This window comes from Thioalkalivibrio sp. AKL12, from assembly GCF_000377925.1.
Lineage (GTDB): Bacteria > Pseudomonadota > Gammaproteobacteria > Ectothiorhodospirales > Ectothiorhodospiraceae > Thioalkalivibrio > Thioalkalivibrio versutus.
Genome location: NZ_KB898892.1, coordinates 62,631 through 80,129 on the forward strand (window position 1 = coordinate 62,631; position 17,499 = coordinate 80,129).

Annotated in this window: 18 protein-coding genes; 10 read left to right on the top strand and 8 right to left on the bottom strand. The window is 67.9% G+C overall.

Features of this window, described 5'->3' with window-relative positions:
• The first annotated feature begins 28 nt into the window (after positions 1-28).
• The 8 genes from nrdR to D579_RS0104005 all read left to right on the top strand — a co-directional run bounded on the left by nrdR (position 29) and on the right by D579_RS0104005 (position 6,679).
• Positions 29-610 carry a transcriptional regulator NrdR gene (gene nrdR / locus D579_RS0103965; protein WP_018176383.1) on the top strand — a complete coding sequence of 194 codons (582 nt, stop codon included), beginning with the start codon at positions 29-31 and terminating at the stop codon, positions 608-610.
• Complete coding sequence (gene ribD, locus D579_RS0103970) at positions 610-1,785, top strand: bifunctional diaminohydroxyphosphoribosylaminopyrimidine deaminase/5-amino-6-(5-phosphoribosylamino)uracil reductase RibD (RefSeq protein ID WP_018951180.1); 1,176 nt, start codon at positions 610-612, stop codon at positions 1,783-1,785. The genes nrdR and ribD overlap by 1 nt, the downstream gene beginning before the upstream one ends.
• Positions 1,786-2,147: 362 nt before the next feature.
• A complete protein-coding gene (locus D579_RS0103975) occupies positions 2,148-2,831 on the top strand; it encodes a riboflavin synthase (RefSeq protein ID WP_018951181.1) in 684 nt (227 codons plus the stop codon).
• Between the two features lie 24 nt (positions 2,832-2,855).
• Positions 2,856-3,962 (top strand): bifunctional 3,4-dihydroxy-2-butanone-4-phosphate synthase/GTP cyclohydrolase II, encoded by a 1,107-nt coding sequence (ribBA, locus tag D579_RS0103980; RefSeq protein WP_018169399.1) that lies wholly within the window; start codon positions 2,856-2,858, stop codon positions 3,960-3,962.
• Between the two features lie 98 nt (positions 3,963-4,060).
• On the top strand, positions 4,061-4,540 hold the full coding sequence (gene ribE / locus D579_RS0103985; protein ID WP_018169400.1) for a 6,7-dimethyl-8-ribityllumazine synthase: 480 nt from the start codon (positions 4,061-4,063) through the stop codon (positions 4,538-4,540).
• A gap of 48 nt (positions 4,541-4,588) precedes the next feature.
• Entirely contained in the window at positions 4,589-5,125 is a 537-nt protein-coding gene (gene nusB / locus D579_RS0103995; protein ID WP_081621685.1) for a transcription antitermination factor NusB, read from the top strand.
• A gap of 25 nt (positions 5,126-5,150) precedes the next feature.
• Positions 5,151-6,137: a thiamine-phosphate kinase gene (gene thiL, locus D579_RS0104000; protein ID WP_018951183.1), complete on the top strand. Its 987-nt coding sequence runs from the start codon at positions 5,151-5,153 to the stop codon at positions 6,135-6,137.
• Between the two features lie 20 nt (positions 6,138-6,157).
• On the top strand, positions 6,158-6,679 hold the full coding sequence (locus tag D579_RS0104005) for a phosphatidylglycerophosphatase A (protein WP_018938466.1): 522 nt from the start codon (positions 6,158-6,160) through the stop codon (positions 6,677-6,679).
• A gap of 454 nt (positions 6,680-7,133) precedes the next feature.
• Here the strand turns inward: D579_RS0104005 and codB are convergent, their stop codons facing one another.
• Positions 7,134-8,396, bottom strand: coding sequence for a cytosine permease (gene codB, locus D579_RS0104010; RefSeq protein WP_019568505.1), 1,263 nt, complete (start codon positions 8,394-8,396; stop codon positions 7,134-7,136).
• Positions 8,397-8,441: 45 nt separating this feature from the next.
• Positions 8,442-9,020, bottom strand: coding sequence for an NAD(P)H-dependent oxidoreductase (locus tag D579_RS0104015; RefSeq protein WP_018650364.1), 579 nt, complete (start codon positions 9,018-9,020; stop codon positions 8,442-8,444).
• A 149-nt stretch (positions 9,021-9,169) separates the two neighbouring features.
• On the opposite strand from D579_RS0104015, the gene D579_RS0104020 reads away from it, so the two are divergent.
• The gene (locus D579_RS0104020; protein WP_018169409.1) at positions 9,170-10,117 is read left to right on the top strand and encodes a sodium-dependent bicarbonate transport family permease; all 948 of its coding nucleotides are present in this window, start codon (positions 9,170-9,172) and stop codon (positions 10,115-10,117) included.
• A gap of 4 nt (positions 10,118-10,121) precedes the next feature.
• Entirely contained in the window at positions 10,122-10,412 is a 291-nt protein-coding gene (locus D579_RS0104025) for a hypothetical protein (RefSeq protein WP_018169410.1), read from the top strand.
• A 193-nt stretch (positions 10,413-10,605) separates the two neighbouring features.
• Here D579_RS0104025 and D579_RS0104030 read toward each other — a convergent pair whose 3' ends face one another.
• From D579_RS0104030 to gluQRS, 6 genes are all read right to left on the bottom strand, one after another.
• Positions 10,606-10,830 carry a hypothetical protein gene (locus D579_RS0104030; RefSeq protein WP_018951185.1) on the bottom strand — a complete coding sequence of 75 codons (225 nt, stop codon included), beginning with the start codon at positions 10,828-10,830 and terminating at the stop codon, positions 10,606-10,608.
• Between the two features lie 360 nt (positions 10,831-11,190).
• Positions 11,191-11,712, bottom strand: coding sequence for an RNA 2',3'-cyclic phosphodiesterase (thpR, locus tag D579_RS0104035; RefSeq protein WP_018951186.1), 522 nt, complete (start codon positions 11,710-11,712; stop codon positions 11,191-11,193).
• Positions 11,713-11,716: 4 nt separating this feature from the next.
• Positions 11,717-13,072: a sigma-54 dependent transcriptional regulator gene (locus tag D579_RS0104040; RefSeq protein ID WP_018951187.1), complete on the bottom strand. Its 1,356-nt coding sequence runs from the start codon at positions 13,070-13,072 to the stop codon at positions 11,717-11,719.
• A 300-nt stretch (positions 13,073-13,372) separates the two neighbouring features.
• Positions 13,373-16,294 (bottom strand): ATP-binding protein, encoded by a 2,922-nt coding sequence (locus D579_RS0104045; protein ID WP_018951188.1) that lies wholly within the window; start codon positions 16,292-16,294, stop codon positions 13,373-13,375.
• Entirely contained in the window at positions 16,284-16,457 is a 174-nt protein-coding gene (locus D579_RS15210) for a hypothetical protein (protein WP_018146090.1), read from the bottom strand. Before D579_RS15210 ends, D579_RS0104045 begins: the two co-directional genes overlap by 11 nt.
• A 92-nt stretch (positions 16,458-16,549) precedes the next feature.
• On the bottom strand, positions 16,550-17,497 hold the full coding sequence (gene gluQRS, locus D579_RS0104055) for a tRNA glutamyl-Q(34) synthetase GluQRS (RefSeq protein ID WP_018951189.1): 948 nt from the start codon (positions 17,495-17,497) through the stop codon (positions 16,550-16,552).
• Between the last annotated feature and the right edge of the window lie 2 nt (positions 17,498-17,499).

A 17,499-nucleotide genomic window follows, 5' to 3' on the forward strand; every position in this document is an offset into this window, starting at 1 on the left:
GCCAGTTGGCCGGCTGACGGGGCCCGGGATGCGCTGTCCGTCCTGTCATGATCAGGACACCCGCGTGGTCGATTCGCGGGTGGCCGGCCCGGAGCAGGAACAGATCCGGCGCCGGCGGCAGTGCCGTGCCTGTGGTGCGCGCTTTACCACCTTCGAGCGGGCGGAGTTCAGCCTGCCGCGGGTGGTCAAGCGTTCCGGTGAACGGGTCGCCTTCGACGAGGAAAAGCTGCGCAGCGGTCTGCGCCGGGCACTGCACAAGCGCCCGGTGAAGACCGATGATGTCGAGCGCGTGATCGACGACATCAAGCGCCAGCTTTCGGCCGTCACGGCCCCCGAGGTGAAGTCCGACCGCATCGGCGAAATGGTGCTGGCAGCCTTGCACGGGCTGGACCATGTGGCCTATATCCGTTTTGCCTCTATCTATCTCAGCTTCGCCAGTGTGCAGTCCTTCCGTGAGGCAATCGAACGGCTGGAGGATGACCTCAGCCCGGAGATGCGCCGTTCGCAGATGCGCCTGATCGACGAGGAGGCGACCGGAAACGCCCCGGAATCCGCGGCGGACGGGCGGGCCACCCCGGAGACGGACGGCGGCTCGCAGGAGGGGATGTAATGGAAGCGCCGACGACCGAGCAGGTCATTGCCGACCGCCGGCACATGGCGCGCGCCCTGAAACTGGCGGATTACGGCCGCTTCACCGCGGATCCGAATCCGCGGGTGGGCTGCGTTATCGTGCGCGACGGCCGGGAGGTAGGCGCGGGCCTGCACTGGAAGGCCGGCGAGGTGCATGCCGAGGTGAACGCGCTGCAAGCGGCCGGTGAGGCCGTGCAAGGCGCGACCGCCTACGTGACCCTGGAGCCCTGCAGTCATCAGGGCCGCACCCCGCCGTGTACCGATGCGTTGATCCGGGCGGGCGTCGCGCGGGTCGTGATCGCGATGCTGGATCCGAACCCACAGGTATGCGGGGGCGGGATCGATGCCTTGCAGGCGGCCGGTATCCGGGTCGACAGCGGCGTGCTGGAGGCCGAGGCACGGGCGCTGAACCCCGGCTTCGTGCAGCGCATGGAGCAGGGGCGCCCCTGGGTGCGGGTCAAGCTGGCCGCGAGCCTGGACGGGCGGACGGCCATGGCCTCGGGCGAGTCGCAGTGGATTACCGGCGAGGCGGCGCGGCGCGACGTGCAACTGTGGCGGGCGCGGGCCGGGGCGATCGTCACCGGCAGTGGCACCGTGGTCGGCGATGACCCGCGCCTGAATGTGCGCATGAAGCCGTTTGATCTGGCTGCCCATGCCGGCTTCCCGGATCACCCGCGTTATCACGATCTGCCGACCCGGCAGCCACTGCGCGTCATCCTCGATGCGCGCCTGCGCACGCCCCCGGGCTCGCAGATCCTGCGTGACGGGCCGGTCTGGATCCTCACCAGTCCCGATGTGGTGGGCTCGCCTGCGGCGGATGCCCTGCGCGGCAAGGGTGCCGAGGTGCGGGCCGTGCCGCTGGCGGAGGAATCTGCCGAGGGTGGGCTTGATCTGGGTGCGGTGCTTACGGAGCTGGGACGGGCAGAGGTCAACGAGCTCCACGTGGAATCCGGCCCCGGCCTGGCCGGTGCGCTCGCCCGCGGTGGCTGGGTTGACGAGTGGCTGATCTACCAGGCGCCGTTGCTGATGGGCTCCAGCGCCCGTCCCCTGGTGGAGTGGCCACTGGCCCGCATGGCCGAACGCGCCGAACTCGAAGTCGTCGACACCCGCTGGGTCGGCGATACCCTGCGCCTGCTTGCCCGTCCGCGTTCCTAAGGGCTTGTTTGCATCACGAAGCGCACGACGACAGGAAGAGCGGGCAGGGCAAGTCGCAAGAGCGATCGACAGGAAGACGGGGAGGATGATGGAGCTCGAGGCGCGGCAATCCAACGCCTCGGCGCTGGATAAACCATAGGGCCCCCTGTTCGGCTTCGTTCTAAGCGCCTTCCGATCTGCAATCGCCATTGACCTTGCTTCGTGTCTTCGTGGGCTTCGTGATGGCCCTTGAAGGACTTGCGAGGACCGGCGTTGCCACTATAAACGCCCGGGTCGTGGTGCGAATTCATTAGCGTTTCCCTATGATGGGGCGCCTGTGGCCCGGCATTGTGCTCCGGACCCGACCGAACGAGTGGACATCCATGTTTACCGGAATCATCGAGACCCTTGGCAGCCTGGAGCGCCTCACCCCCAGCGGGGGCGATGTGCGCTTGCACGTCAATGCGACCGGGATGGACCTGTCGGATACCCGCCTGGGGGATTCCATCGCGGTCAATGGGGTCTGCCTGACGGTGACCGATCTGCCGGGTAATGGCTTTGCCGCCGATGTCTCGCGGGAGTCGCTGGATGTCACCACGCTGGGCCATCTCGGTCCGGGGGATCGGGTGAATCTCGAACGCGCGCTGGCGCTGGGTGATCGCCTGGGCGGGCACATGGTGTCCGGGCATGTCGACGGTGTGGGCGAAGTCGTGGCGATGGAGCCGGACGCGCGCTCCACCCGCGTGCGTTTTCGCGCGCCGGCGGCGCTGGCTCGCTACATCGCGGCCAAGGGCTCGATCACCATCGACGGCACCAGCCTGACGGTGAACCGGGTGGACGGCGCCGAGTTCGAGGTCAACATCATCCCGCACACCTGGTCACTGACCCGGTTTGCCGTGTACGCAGTGGGCACGCCGGTCAACCTGGAGGTGGACCTGATCGCCCGCTATCTGGAACGCCTGATGCTGGGCGATCGAGCGGCCGAGCCGGGTACCCAGGCGGGCGATCTGTCCGAGGCCTGGCTGGCCGAGCAGGGCTTTCCCAATCACTCCGGTTCGCGCGACTAACTGCGCGGCCGAAAGCAGGAATCTATGGAATTTTCCAATACCGAAACCATCCTGGAAGAGCTTCAGGCCGGACGCATGGTGGTCATCGTCGATGACGAGGATCGCGAGAACGAAGGCGATCTGCTGATGCTCGCCTCGCACGCGCGCCCGGAAGACATCAACTTCATGGCCAAGTACGGCCGGGGGCTGATCTGCCTGACGCTGACCCGCGAGCGCTGCAAGCAGCTGGCGCTGCCGTTGATGGTGACCGACACCAACGACGTGCACGGCACCAACTTCACGCTGTCGATCGAGGCGGCCGAGGGTGTGACTACCGGCATCTCCGCCTACGATCGCGCGCACACCATCCGCACCGCCGTGGCGCCCAATGCGACGCCCGAGGACATCGTCCAGCCGGGCCACGTGTTCCCGCTGATGGCGCAGCCGGGCGGGGTGATCGTGCGGGCTGGGCATACCGAAGCCGGCTGTGATCTCGCGCGCCTGGCCGGGGCCGAGCCGGCCGCGGTGATCGTCGAGATCCTGAACGAGGACGGCAGCATGGCGCGGCGTTCGGATCTCGAACGCTTCTGCGCCGAGCATGACCTGAAGATGGGCACCATCGAGGATTTGATCCGCTACCGCATCGAGAACGAGAAGACGGTCCGGCGGGTGTCCGAGCGTCCGTTCCCGACCGAGCATGGCGAGTTTCGCCTGCTGGCGTTCGAGGACGAAGTGGACCACGAACTGCATTTTGCCCTGGTGCGTGGCGAGCCAAAGCCGGACCAGGACACCCTGGTGCGCGTGCATCTGGAGAGCACGCTGTGCGATACCCTCGGCTATGCCGGTCCGGATCGTGGCTGGCCGCTGGATGATGCCCTGCGCCGGATCGACGAGGCGGGCGCGGGCGTGGTGGTGGTGTTGCGCAAGCACGAGAGTGGCAATGCCCTGGCCCAGCGGCTGGAGAATATCGGTCAGCCCGCGCCGGAGGAACGCAGTGGGCGCGAGAACTCCGCCGAATGGCGCATGTACGGGATCGGCGCACAGATTCTCGCCGACTGCGGCGTCGGGCGCATGAAGCTGATGTCCGCGCCGAAGCGCTTCCACGGCCTCGGTGGCTTTGGCCTGGAGGTCGTGGACTACGTCCACGAGTAGCCCCGATGGCGGGAGCCGCGGTGCTACACTAGCGGCTCCCTAGCCCGATCGACTTACTGGACCGACAGGTCCGTCATCTGCCCAACCGGAAGCTCATCATGTCCGAGATCAAGACCCTGGAAGGCGTATTCACCGACGCCGCCGACCATCGCTATGGCCTGCTGCTGGCACGCTTCAACAGCCTGATCGTCGAACGCCTGTTGGAAGGGGCCGTGGATACCCTGAAGCGCCATGGGGTGCAGGAGACGAACCTGACGATCGCCCGTGTTCCGGGTGCCTATGAACTGCCACTGGCGGCGCAGGCCATGGCGCGTTCCGGGCAGTACGACGGTGTGATCGCCCTGGGCTGCGTGATCCGTGGTTCCACCCCGCATTTCGATTATGTCGCTGGTGAGGCGGCCAAGGGACTGGCCCAGGTGCAGATGGCCGAGGACCTGCCGATCAGCTTCGGCGTCCTGACCACCGACTCCATCGAGCAGGCGATCGAGCGCGCCGGCACCAAGGCCGGCAACAAGGGCGCCGATGCCGCCATGGGCGCGATCGAGATGGTCAGCCTGATGCGCCAGCTGCGCGGCTGATGCCGCAACGTTTACCCAGTGCTATCCGCTCATCCAAACAGGTCTGCCGTGACTGAACCCTCAGATCCCCGCCCCGAAGGTGGTGCCCCGCGCAAGGATGCCGATGCCGGCAAGTCCTCTCGGGCCCGGCGCCCGCGCAGCACGCCCGAGCAGCGCGCGCGGCATGCGCGTTCCTTCGCGCGCCGGCGCGCGATGCAGGCGCTTTATTCCTGGCAGCTCACGGGCGCCCACCCGAAGGATATCCTGGCCGAATTCCGTGACGACGAGGAACACGCCAAGGCGGATGCGGAGTACTTCCGCGAACTCCTGATGGGCGTGACCGGCGACCGCGAGGCCCTGGATGCCCGCATGGAGCCCTACCTCGGCCGTCCGCTGGATCAGCTCGATCCCATTGAGCACGCCCTGCTGTGGCTGGGCCAATGGGAGTTGGCTGAACGCATGGAGGTGCCCTACCGCGTGGTGATCAACGAGGCCGTCGACCTGGCCAAGCGCTATGGCGCCGAGCAGTCGCATCGCTACATCAACGGCGTGCTGGACCGGCTCTCCGCCGACCTGCGCGGCCCCGAGCGTTCCGCCCCGCGCTGACCCCGGGCGGGTCAGCACCACGGCCATGGCCGGCCCCGAGTCCGAATTCGATCTGATTCAGCGCTACTTCGGCACGCCGAGCGCGGGCGCGGTTGCCGATGGCGTGCGTCTGGGCATCGGAGACGATGCCGCCCTGCTGGCCGTGCGTAGCGGCCACGAATTGGTCGTCACCGTTGATACCCTGGTCGAGGGCACCCACTTCTTTCCTGATCACCCGCCGGCAAGCGCCGGCCACAAGGCCCTGGCCTCCAATCTCAGTGACCTGGCCGCGATGGGGGCCGAGCCGTTGGGCGCGGTGCTGTCGCTGACCCTGCCGCGTGTGGATCATGACTGGCTGGCGGGCTTCAGCCACGGCTTTCTGGCGCTGGCCGAGGAGGTCGGGATCCCGCTGGTGGGCGGGGATACCAACCGGGGTCCGCTGGCGATCAGCGTGACGGTCCTGGGCGAGGTGCCCGCCGGCCAGGCGCTGCGCCGCGAAGGTGCCCGGCCTGGCGATCGCCTGGTGGTTTCCGGTGCGCTGGGCGGAGCGGCCTGCGGGTTGGCCCACGAGACGCAGCGGCGTGCAGAGGGGGGTCCCGTAGACGCCTCGAGCCCCGCCTGCGCCCGGCTGTTCTGGCCCGCGGCGCGTCTGAGTCTGGGCCGTGGTCTGCGCAACCGCGCACGGGCCGCCATCGATATCTCTGACGGCCTGCTGGCGGACCTGGGCCATCTGTGTGCCGCCTCGGGTTGCGGTGCGCGAGTCGACTGGCCCAGCGTCCCGCGCGACCCGCTGCTGGCGGAGGTGTCCGAGCAGCAGGCTCGCTCCTGCGCACTGGGCGGTGGCGAGGACTACGAGCTGCTGTTCGCCCTCCCGCCGGGGGAGTCGCTGGACCTGCTGGCTTTCAGCGTGGACGTCCCGCTGACCGTGATCGGTGAGTGCACCGAGGGTGCGGGTGTGGTGGTGGAGGACGCAAACGGGCAACGGTTGGACGTGGCGCGGGCGGGCCACGATCATTTCGCGAACACAGAATAAAGAATAGGGACAGGGGAGCCATGCCGGAGCAGAAGATCCGTAATCCGAAGATGCCATCGGTGAAGACCGTGTTCGGCGATCCCATTCACCTGTTGGCGTTCGGCTTCGGTAGTGGCCTGTCGCGCTGGGCACCGGGTACCACCGGCTCGCTGGGTGCACTGGTGCTGTACTTCGCGATCATGAATTTCCCGGAGTGGGCCTACCTTGCGATCACCGTGGTCGTGGTGATGGCCGGCTTCCACATCTGTGGCGAAAGTGCGCGCAAGCTGGGAGTGCACGATCATCCCGGCATCGTCTGGGACGAATGGGCCGGCATGCTCATCACGCTGGCGTTTGCCCCGGCGGGGCTGATGTGGGTGGTCGTCGGCTTCCTGCTGTTCCGGGTGTTCGACATCCTCAAGCCCTGGCCGGCGAACTACTTTGATGAAAAGTGGCACGACGGCCACGGGATCATGATGGACGACGTCGTGGCGGGCCTGTACGCCGGCTTCGCGCTGGTGATCCTGGGTGGGCTGTTCCAACAGCTGGTGGTCGAGGCTTAAGGAGCGCTGAAACGTGTTTCCCTGGACGTGATGGACTTGGCAGAGTCACATGCTGCGGGGAATCATGGGTACGCGCGGACGCCTCAGGGGCAGGCAACGACGCAAGGAGTGAGTGGCATGAAGTCCCTCTTTCGTTCCCTGACGCAGGTTGCGGTCGTGGGCGCCGTGCTGGCGTTCGGTGGCGCGCAGGCTCAGCCGTCGGGCGGGCCGCCGCCCGGATCTCCGGGCGCCAGTGGCGACACGCCCGCGGCGGGCACTTGGCCGCCCGGGCATGGTGGGACCCCGCCGGGGCAGCGCCGCGGCGACTCGCGCCCCGATCAGCGCCTGGATCCCCCGCGGGCGCCCGGTTCATCCTCGGCGCCGACTCCGGACGATCCGCCGCTGCCGGACCCGTCCGATCCTCCGAAACCACCGACGCCACCGGCACCGAACCTGCCAGGGCTTTGATCAGTCTTCAATCCGCACTTCCCTGGCGCGGGCGCCACGCGGCGGGTGAGGCGGGAGCCATCAGGACGGCATAGGCAGCCGTTGCCACGATGACGCCCAGCAGAGGAGGTACCACGGGTGCGTAGTACGCCGCGGCGGATCCCGCCGCGTACGCCAGCAGGCCGGGCCAGTGGAACCCGGGCAGGCGGGCCGAGCCCAGGCGGGGGTATTGCCCGCGATGGCGCAGCCAGAAGTCGGCGACGATCACGCCACCGAGCGGCGGGATGAAGGTCCCCAGCAGGATCAGGAACGGCACCAGATAGTCATGCATCCCGGCGACCGCGAGGGCCGTCCCGATCGCGGCCCCGAGCACGGTGACCAGCCGCCGGCGCTGGGTGCGCAGCAGATTGCAGCCGGCCACGCCGAAGTTGTAGATGGTGTTGTCCTGGGTGCTCCAGATGTTCAGCAGGAGCATCAGTACCGTGATCGTCACGAAGCCCTGCGCCAGCATGACGTGGACGATGTCGGCCTCGTGGTAGATCAGGGCGCCGAGCGCGCCGGTCAGCACCATTAATCCGTTCCCGAGCACGAAGGCCGCCAGGGTCGCGATGACCGCAATGCGCGGGGTGCGGGCGAAGCGGGTCCAGTTGGTGGCGAGGGTTGCACCGCCAACAAAGGTGCCGATCACGATGGTGAGGGCGGCGTGGAAATCCATCTCGGTGCGCGGGTCCTGACCAAGCAGGCCGCCGGGGCCGCCGGCGTCGCCGATCCCGATGAACAGCGTGAACAGGATGAACAGGAGCATGACCGGTACCGCGACGCGGGAAAGCCAGTCGAGACCGCGATAGCCGATCATCGCGGTGATGCAGAAGGCGAACCCGAATAGCACCATCAGCCCGACTTCCATTGGTTCCGGCAGTGCGGTGGTCTCGACCAGGATGATCGCGACGGTGGCCGTGCCCCAGGCGTACCAGCCGATCTGGGTGAACGCGAGGATGACGTCGGAGAGTTTGCTGCCCCATTCCCCGAAGCAGAAACGCCCCATCAGGACCGTGTGCAGTCCGCTCTTGCAGCCGATGTAGGCGAGCGTGGCCGCGTAGGTCCCCAGTAGCAGGTTGCCCAGTGCGATCACCAGCATCAGCTCGCCGAAGCTGAACGCCAGGCCCAGCGACCCGCCGGCCCACAGGGTCGAGGTAAAGAAGGTGAACCCGAACAGCACCACGGCCATGGACCAGAAGCCCTTGCGGGCATGGTCCGGTACTTCGCTTAGGGGGTGGTCGTTGTGATTCACGCGCACGGCCGGTCGGAAGACCGCACGAGTGTACCGGCCACAGGGTTACCGTGCCGCGTGTCCGAGCTCGCGCATCTTCTTCAGCCAGCGTTCGCGGGCGGCGGCATCACCGCCGTTCTGCCCGATCAGGGTGTGGCGGATCGGGCCGAAGCCGCAGAAGCGGAAGATGTTGCGTTCCAGGCTCTTCAGGCTGTGGGCGCCATAGAACCAGCGGTAGGCCAGCGCCGGCATGCCCATGGTGACCACGATGCGTACCGAGCGGCCCTTGAGGCGCGTGTGGCGCACGCGGTTCATGTCGCCATCGCCGACGAATGCCGGGCGCAGGGTCTGTTCCAGGAAGCCCTTGACCAGGGCCGGCATATCGCCCAGCCAGAGGGGATAGATCAGGACGATGTGGTGGGCGACCTCGATCAGTTCCTGCGCCTCGAGGATCGCGGGCGGAACGGTCTCGTCGACAAACTCGGCCTGGTTCTTCAGCAGTGGAAAGTCACGGTGGGCAATCGTCAGGGTGTCCACCGCGACGCCGGCCTTCTCGGCCCCTTCGCGGTAGGCATCGGCCAGCGCGTGGTCGAGGTGGCCTTCGGCCGGGTCGGGGTGTCCCTGAAGGATAAGGATGCGCGTCATGCAGCTGTCCTCGTGCCGGGAAGACTTCTCTTCAAGCCTAGATTAGATGACGGGGCTTGTTGCGACGCAATGGTTTTCTGCCGGGCGGGTCTCGCCTACGATTAGGGTGCGAGTTGCAGCGCATTGCGGCTTCAGCACACGGAGGCGAGATGGCATTCGATCCGGTTGTACTGTTCTTCCTGCTGGGCGCCATTGCGGGCCTCGCCAAGTCGGATCTGAAGATCCCGATGGCGATCTACGAGGCGCTTTCGATCTATCTGTTGCTGGCGATTGGCCTGATGGGCGGGGTCAAGCTGGCCGAGAGCGAGCTGTTGCCCTTGCTGCTGCCGGGGTTGGCGGTGCTGGCGGTAGGTTCGTTGATCCCGCTGATCGCGTTCCCGGTTCTGCGCTGGGTGGGGCGCATGCCGCGGGCGGACTCGGCCTCGATCGCGGCGCACTATGGCTCGGTCTCGGTGGTGACCTTCTCGGTCGCCGTGGCCCTGCTGGCTTCGCGCGGGATCGATTACGAAGGTCACATGGTGGTCTTCCTGGTGCTGCTGGAGATGCCGGCCCTGATCATCGGCATCCTGCTGGCGCGCATGGGCAGCAAGGGCCCGACGCGCTGGGGCAAGACCATGCACGAAGTGTTTTTCGGCAAGAGTATCTTCCTGCTGGCCGGCGGCCTGGTGATCGGTTTCATCGCGGGTCCCGTGCACATCGAGCCGCTGGAGCCGATGTTCTTCGACCTGTTCAAGGGCGTGCTTGCGCTGTTCCTGCTGGAGATGGGGCTGGTCGCCTCCAGTCGCATCGCCGACGTGCGCCAGTACGGCTTCTTCCTGGTGACCTTCGCGATCGTGATGCCGATCGTCTCGGCCGTGCTGGGTACGCTGCTGGGGTATGCGCTGGGCATGTCGATGGGCGGTACGCTGTTGCTGGCGACCCTCTATGCGAGTGCCTCCTACATCGCCGCACCGGCGGCCATGCGTATCGCGGTGCCCCAGGCCAATCCGGCGCTTTCGATTGGCGCCTCGCTTGGGGTCACGTTCCCGTTCAATATCTTCCTGGGTGTACCGCTCTATTTCTGGATGGCCCAGACCCTTTATTCGCTGGGAGGCTAGCGCGATGGAATCCGATGACATGCATCTGCTGACGGTGGTGGCTGAGGCGATCCTGGAGGAGATGCTGATCGACGAGGTGCGCGGCATGGGTGCGGCCGGCTACACGGTGACTGACGCGCGCGGCTGGGGCCGGCATGGCAAGCGCCGGGGCAACTGGCGCCAGGGTGGCAATATCAAGGTCGAGGTGGTGGCTTCGGCCGAGTTGTGCGATCGCATCGCAGCCCGGTTCAAGGAACAGTACGAGGCGGACTATGGTTTGTTGATGTTCACCGTCCCGGTGGCGTTGAAGAATTAGGGACGCACCGGGTCCGGGGAATCGAGTTTCCATGGAGTGAAGTGTTTCGCGGAATTTCCGGGAACTCGACTGTCACCCTTGGGGGGCGCGGGGTCTGGCTGCTATCAAGGGGGCCTGAATGAACGGCGTTACAGCCCGCAGGAGGCTCCCAATGACGAGATTTCGTAGCACGGCCCTGGCCATCGCGCTGGGTTCACTGTTTGCCGCCGGTTCGGCATACGGGCAGGCCCCGCAACATGGAGACCCACAGGGCGGAATGGGCCAGGGTATGCCGCCCGCCGAAGAGGGTGCCCCGCCGGCCGGTGGTCAGCAGGTCCCGGGCCAGGGCGGCATGCCGCGCGGCCAGGGTCAGGAGCGCGGGCAGGGCATGCCTCAGGGGCAGCCGCCGGAGCAGCCCGGCCAGCGCAGGCAGGGGCAACAAGCTCCCGGGCAGATGGAGCGCGGTGGCCAGCCGGCACCGGGGCAAAGCGGAGCGCCGACTCCGCCCCAGGGGCAGGGCCAGCCGCCTGAGGGACAGGGTCAACCTCAAGGGCAGGGGCAGCCCCAGGATGCGCCCCCGCTGGGACAGCAGCGCCAGCCCCGGGGCGAGGATGCACCGCCGCTGGGCGAGGGAACACCGACGCGACCGGGTACCGGAACCCAGCCAGCCGATCCGGCAGACCCCGCCCAGCCAGCTGACCCTTCGGCAACGGATAACCTTCCGCCCCTCGATTGATCCGACTCTCGCGGCTGGTCCGACTCTCGCGGCCGCCGCTGGCCTGCCGCGCGGGTGGGCTGGTCAGGTCCGGGCGAGGATGCGGTAGGGCCCGGGATGGCCGTCTTTTCCCGACTCGATCAGCGCAATCGTGTCCGCCAGCCAGCGCAGGGGCGGTTCGATGCGTTCGGTGTCGGGCGGCGCGGCGTGGCGTCGCAGGGACACGTGGGGTCGGAAGGGGCGCGGCGGACCGAGGTCGATACCGCAGTCGTTGCACAGGGCATGTGCCTGCTCGGCGAGGTCGGTCAGTGCGGCGGGCGGCTCGGCAGGAGCGGCCCAGGTGATGCGCGGCCCGGTGAAGTGGCCCAGATGATCCAGGGTCAGGTCGATCGGCGCGCAGGCGAGTTCCGTGATGCGCCCGGCCAGACAGTCGGCCTGTCCGACCGGGATCGTTCCGGCGAAGGCCAGCGTCAGGTGCAGGTGATCGCGCGGGACCGGTCGGCCGGGGCCGTCGAGTTCCTGGCCGAGGCGGGCTAGTGTGGCGCGTGTGGGGTCGTCGGGCCACAGGGCCAGAAAGACCCGCCGGGCTGCGGGGGATGCGGCCACCGATTCAGCCGCGCGGGCGGGGGAGATTCTCACGCTGACGGCGTTCCCACAGGGTCTTGCGGCTGATGCCGAGGGCCCGGGCCAGCTCGGTCTCGGTCATGCTGCCCTGGTTTTCCTGCACGAAGTGCCGGAAATACTCGTTCAGGCTCGAGCCCTTGCCCTTGCGGGTCGGAAACGCGGGGTTGGGGATCTCGTCGTCCCGGGCCGGGGTGCCCGTCGAGAGTCCCATGTGGTCCGCTTCGATGCAGCCATCCGGGCTCAGTACCCACCCGCGTTCCAGGGCGTTCGCCAGCTCGCGCACGTTGCCGGGCCAATCTTGCGACTCCAGGGCTTGCCGTGCCGCGTGTGACAGTTGAGGCACTGGCCCCGAACCGGCCAGTGCCTCGAGGAAATGCCGTGCCAGGGGGATGATGTCCTCGCGCCGTTCGCGCAGGGGCGGGATGGACAATTCCAGGACCCGCAGGCGGTAGTAGAGATCGGCACGAAAGGCCTGTTCCTCGATCATGGCCTCGAGGTCGCGGTGGGTGGCCGCCAGCAGGCGCACATCCACCTTCAGGTTCTCGTTGGACCCGACCGGGCGGAGCTCGCCATCCTGCAGGACCCGTAGCAGGCGGGCCTGGGCCGCAGGCGCCAGTTCGCCGATCTCGTCCAGGAACAGCGTGCCGCCGTGGGCGCTCTGGATCAGGCCGGTGCGCGCCTTGACCGCACCGGTGTAGGCACCCTGGGCGTGACCGAACAGCTCGGCCTCGACCAGACCCTCGGGGATGGTGGCGCAGTTGACCGCGACGAACGGGCCGCTGGCGCGCGGGCTCAGTTCGTGCAGGGCGCGCGCGGCGAGCTCCTTGCCGGTACCGGACTCGCCGCGCAGCAATACCGTGGAGTGGGTCATGGCCACACGCCGGATCTGATCACGCAATTGCTGCATGGCCTGGCTCTCGCCGATGAGGCCCAGTCCGGGGCGCGGAGCGGAATCGGTTCCCTCGTCGTCGGGTTCGTCGGTGTTGGGGCGGTCGCGCTCGCGCAGGGCGGCGCGCAGGGTCAGCAGCAGAGCGTCGTGGTCGAAAGGCTTGGCGATGTAGTCGGCGGCGCCTTCCTTCATCGCGTTGACCGCGGAGGGCACCGACGCATAGCTGGTCATGATGACCGTGGGCGTGTGGGCGAATTCCGGCAGCAGCTCGATCCCTTCGCCATCCGGCAGGCGCAGATCCACCAGTTGCAGATCGTAGGGATCGGCGGCTGCCAGCGCCCGCGCCTCGGCCAGGTTTTCGGCCACGCCGACCTCGAAGCCGTGGTGCTCCAGGAATCGGCGCACGGCGCGGCGGATCGGGGCTTCGTCGTCAACCAGGAGGATGCGGGTCATGAGTCTTGGCGGCTAGGGAAACACTGATCAATGAACGCGTTCGCGCTCGAGTCGCTTTTGCGTGCGAACAAGGCGCGATGACTGCCGTGCAGTCATTCTGCACAAGGGAGCCGCAACGCTGTGCGCGCGCCCGTTTTTGATAACAACGGGCGGCCGAGCCTCTGCTTTCAATAACTTGCGGGGTTGGCACCCCAGGTTCCCCGATCCTGCGTTGCGCCGCTTACAGGTAGAACCACTACCTGTTGCACGACGCGCCTTGTCTCGGAAAACCTGGGGTACCAACGCGAACGTGTTCATTGATCAGTGTTTCCCTAGTGTCAGCAGGAATCGGGCACCGCCCTCGGGGCGGTTGGCGGCCATCAGGGTACCACCGTGGTCGCGCACGATGCTGTAGGCCACCGGCAGGCCCAGGCCGGTGCCTTGGCCCGCCGGCTTGGTGGTGAAGAACGGCTCGAACAGGCGTTCCAGGCTGGATTCGTCGATTCCGGGGCCGGCGTCGTCGATGGTGATCTGGACATGGCGTCCGTGGAGCCGGGCCGCGATGGCGACGGTGGCGTTTTCGGGCGAGGCCTGCTCGGCGTTGGTCAGCAGGTTGATGAACACCTGCAACAGCGTGGCATGCGAGCCGCGGACGTGCAGCCCCGCGAGGCCCGAAGTCGTGAATTGCAGGTCGTTGCGCCCGGCCAGGCGCATCAGGCGGATGGCCTCGGCCACGAGCTCGTCCAGTGCGATGGTCTCGAAATGTCCGGCCGATGGGCCTTCGTCGGCGTGGGCAAAGGTGATCAGCGACTGCACGATGGCGTTGATGCGCCGTGTCTGGGCGAGGATGTCGTCGGCGATGCCGTGGATCTCCTGCGGATCGTCCTCGAGGGGCAGGGTCTGCGCCAGCGAGGCGATACCGGTCAGTGGATTGCCGATCTCGTGCGCGACCCCGGCGGCAAAGCGGCCGATGGAGGCCAGGCGATCGCCGTGGGCGATCTCGGACTCGAGCTGGGCGCGTTCGGTCACGTCCTCGATCAGGACCACGCGGCCTTCCACCTGACCCTGGGCATCCTGCAGTTCGGAGCGGTGCAGGTTCAGGCGGCGGTTGCCGTTGGGCAGATCCACGTTCAGCTTGTACCACTGGCGGTCCGGGCTCTCCAGGAAGGCGGTCAGCAGGCCGCTCCAGGGGCTGTCGAGCTGACCGATGTTCTGGCCCACGGCGTCTTCCGTGGCGACCTGCGTGAGCTGCGCCAGGGCCTGGTTCCAGCCGGTGATCTCGCCGGTATTGGTGAGGCTGGCTACCCCCAGCGGGAGCTCGTGCAGGATCTGGCGATGAAAGCGGCGCAGGGCGTCCAGCTCGGCCGCCAGGCCGGACAGCGGCAAGGGGCGGGTCTCCAGCTGTTCCTCGATCCGCCGCAGGCTTTCGCTCAGGGTGTGGCGCCCGGCGGCATCCAGGCGCAGGTGCTGGTCGACGATCATGCGCGCCAGTACCGGCCCCAGCAGGCCGGAGAGATTGCGCTCGATCCGTTCGCGGAGGTGGCGCAGATCGCCGCGTGAACGCGTATGGCGGGGCAGGCCGAGATCATCCAGGGCGCGCTGGACCTCGTGGCGCGCCGTGCCCGGGCCCAGGGTGGCCGCAAGTGCAGTCTCCATCTCGGTGACGTCGCCCGCCAGTGGCAGGCCCGCTCCGGTGGCGGTGGATTCGTTGGGGCAGCAGGCCCGGCCGGCCTCGGCCTCCTCGGGGTTCGGCCGGGTCAGCAGCGAGCCGACGACGAACAGGACCGCGTTGACGCCCAGGCTTAGCATTAGCGCGAAGGTCCACGGGTCCAGCATCTCCGCGCGCAAGAGGCGTTGTGGGTCGGGCAGGGCCGTCGCGATCCCGGCATCCGACAGCAAAGGCATGACGAGGGTGAACGCCCAGCCGGCAATCCCGGCCCCCAGGCCCAAGAGAAATCCGACCCGGGTCGCCTGTTTCCACAGCATCAGGCCGATCAGGCCCGGCAGAAGTTGCGCCACCGCGGCAAACGAGATCAGACCCAGCTGCGCGAGGCCCTCGACGACCTGCAGCAGGCCGTAGAAGGCATAGCCGAGCCCGATGATGAACACGATCCAGATGCGCCGCCCCCAAAGCAGGCGGGTGTAGAGGTTGGCGCTGCGCTCCTCTTCGTGCAGTCGGGTCAGTGGCGAGAGGTAGTTGGTGCCCATATGGGCGAGCGCCAGGGTGGTCACGATCATCATCGCACTGGCGGCGGACAACCCACCGATGAAGACCAGCAGGGCGAGGCTGGGCGACTCCAGCAGCCCGGCGATGCCGATGGCGTAATAGTTGGGCGAGATGCCCAGCCCGGCCGCCTCCCCGGCCCAGTAGAGCACCGGCATCGGCAGGTTCAGCAGCAGCAGGAATGCGGGGAACGCCCAGGCCGCGGTGTTCAGTGCCTGCGGGTTGATGTTCTCGGTGAACAGCATGTGAAACTGGCGTGGCAGCAGGAAGGCGGCCGCGAAGGCCAGGATCATCATCGCGAACCAGCCGCCCTGGCGCACCGGCTCGTACAGCGCATCGACCGCTTCGGGATGGGCGGCCAGCCAGTCGTTCAGCCCGCCGAGGCCGCCGAACACGGCGTACAGCGCCACGGCGGCAATCACGAGGATGGCGAGCAGCTTGACGATGGACTCGAAGGCGATGGCCAGCACCAGACCGGCGTGCTTTTCGCGCGGGGCGATGTGGCGGGCGCCGAACAGGATCGCGAACAGCGCGATGGTGCCGCTGAAGGTCAGGGCGAGCAGATGCGGCGGGGTCTCCGCGGTCAGCACGGCGGCGGACTCGGCCACGGCCTTGATCTGTAGCGCGATGTACGGGAGTACCCCAGCGAGCATGAACAGGGCGACCACGGGCCCGGTGAAGCGGCTGCGGTAGCGAAAGGCGAACAGGTCGGCCAGCGAGGTCAGTTGCTGTTCGCGGGTCAGGCGCAGGAGGGGACGCAGCAGCCAGGGGGTGGCGGCGAAGGCCAGGGTCACGCCGAGGTAGATGGTCAGGTACAGGTACCCCTGGTCGGCGAGGAAACCAAGGTTGCCGTAGAAGGTCCAGGACGTTGCGTACACCCCCAGCGACAGGCTGAACACCCAGCCATTGGCTGCCAGCCGGCCCACTCGTGGGACGCGGTCGGCCAGGAACGCAATGCCAAATAGCAGGGCGAGGTAGGCCACCCCGACCGCGTAGATCAGACCCAGGCTAAGGGTCACGTCGCCCGCTCCGGCTCAGTGCCGCGATGGCCACGACGAACAGCGCCCAGGCCGTGAAGGGCCACCACCAGGCAGGACTCAGGTAGGCAACCCAGAGGACCAGCGGGCTCAGAAACAGCAATGCGCCCAGCAGGGCGATCAGGATGGCGCGAGGGGCGTCCATCGTTAGCCGCTCGCAAGCACCTTGCGGTGCGCGGGCGAGCGATCCTGCGGGGCCGTCCGGGTTGGCGCGCGGGTGGAGAGCATGCGGCGAGTCTACACCGCGCGCACGGCCCCGGGCAGTGCCGCCGGCAATGGCAGGTGGTCGCCGAGGGTGTGTCCCTGCAGGCGCTCCAGGGCTTCGGCCAGCTGGGCCTCCGGTGCGTCGGGTGCCTGGGCGTCGCCCGGGGCCAGGCCGATCACCGTCAGGGTGTCGGCCAGCTGCCGCCGGGCGGTATCCGCGTGGATGCCCTCGGCTCCGGTGGCCTTGGCCAGCTTGTCGCCGCCGGGCGCGACAAGGACCGGGTGGTGGGCATAGGCCGGTGGGGTGGCGCCCAGCGCCTCGTAGAGCTGCATCTGGCGCGGGGTGGAGCCGAGCAGGTCGATCCCGCGCACCACGCGGGTTACGCCCAGGTCCAGGTCGTCCACCACGGTGGCGAGCTGGTAGGCGACGATGCCATCCGCCCGGCGGATCACGAAGTCGCTTCCGAGTGCCTCCAGATCGAAGGCGACCGTACCCAGAAAGCGATCCGCGATCGTCCAGTAGCGGGTGGTCGCCCGGGCACGCACGGCCCGTGGCTCGCGTTCGGACGGTAGGCCGTGGCGACAGGTCCCTGGATAGACCGGCCCTTCCCAGCCCGGCCGGCCGCGCGCGGCCAGGTCCTTGCGGGTACAGCCGCAGGGGAAAGCCAGGTTCGACGCCAACAGGGTGTCCACGGCGCGCTGATAGGCGGGACCGCGTTGGCTTTGCCAGGTGACGGGGCCATCCCAGACCAGGGCGAAGGCCTCGAGGGCATGGAAAATGGCATCGGCCGCCCCCGGGCGAACCCGGGGGGCGTCGATATCGTCGATTCGCAGATGCCAGCGGCCGTCGGTACTCCGGGCATCGAGCCAGGAGATGACGGCGGCCAGCAGGGAGCCCGCGTGCAGCGGGCCGGAAGGGGTAGGGGCAAACCGGCCGACATAGCGGTCGGCCCGGGTAATCCGTTCGGGCGTGACCGTCACGG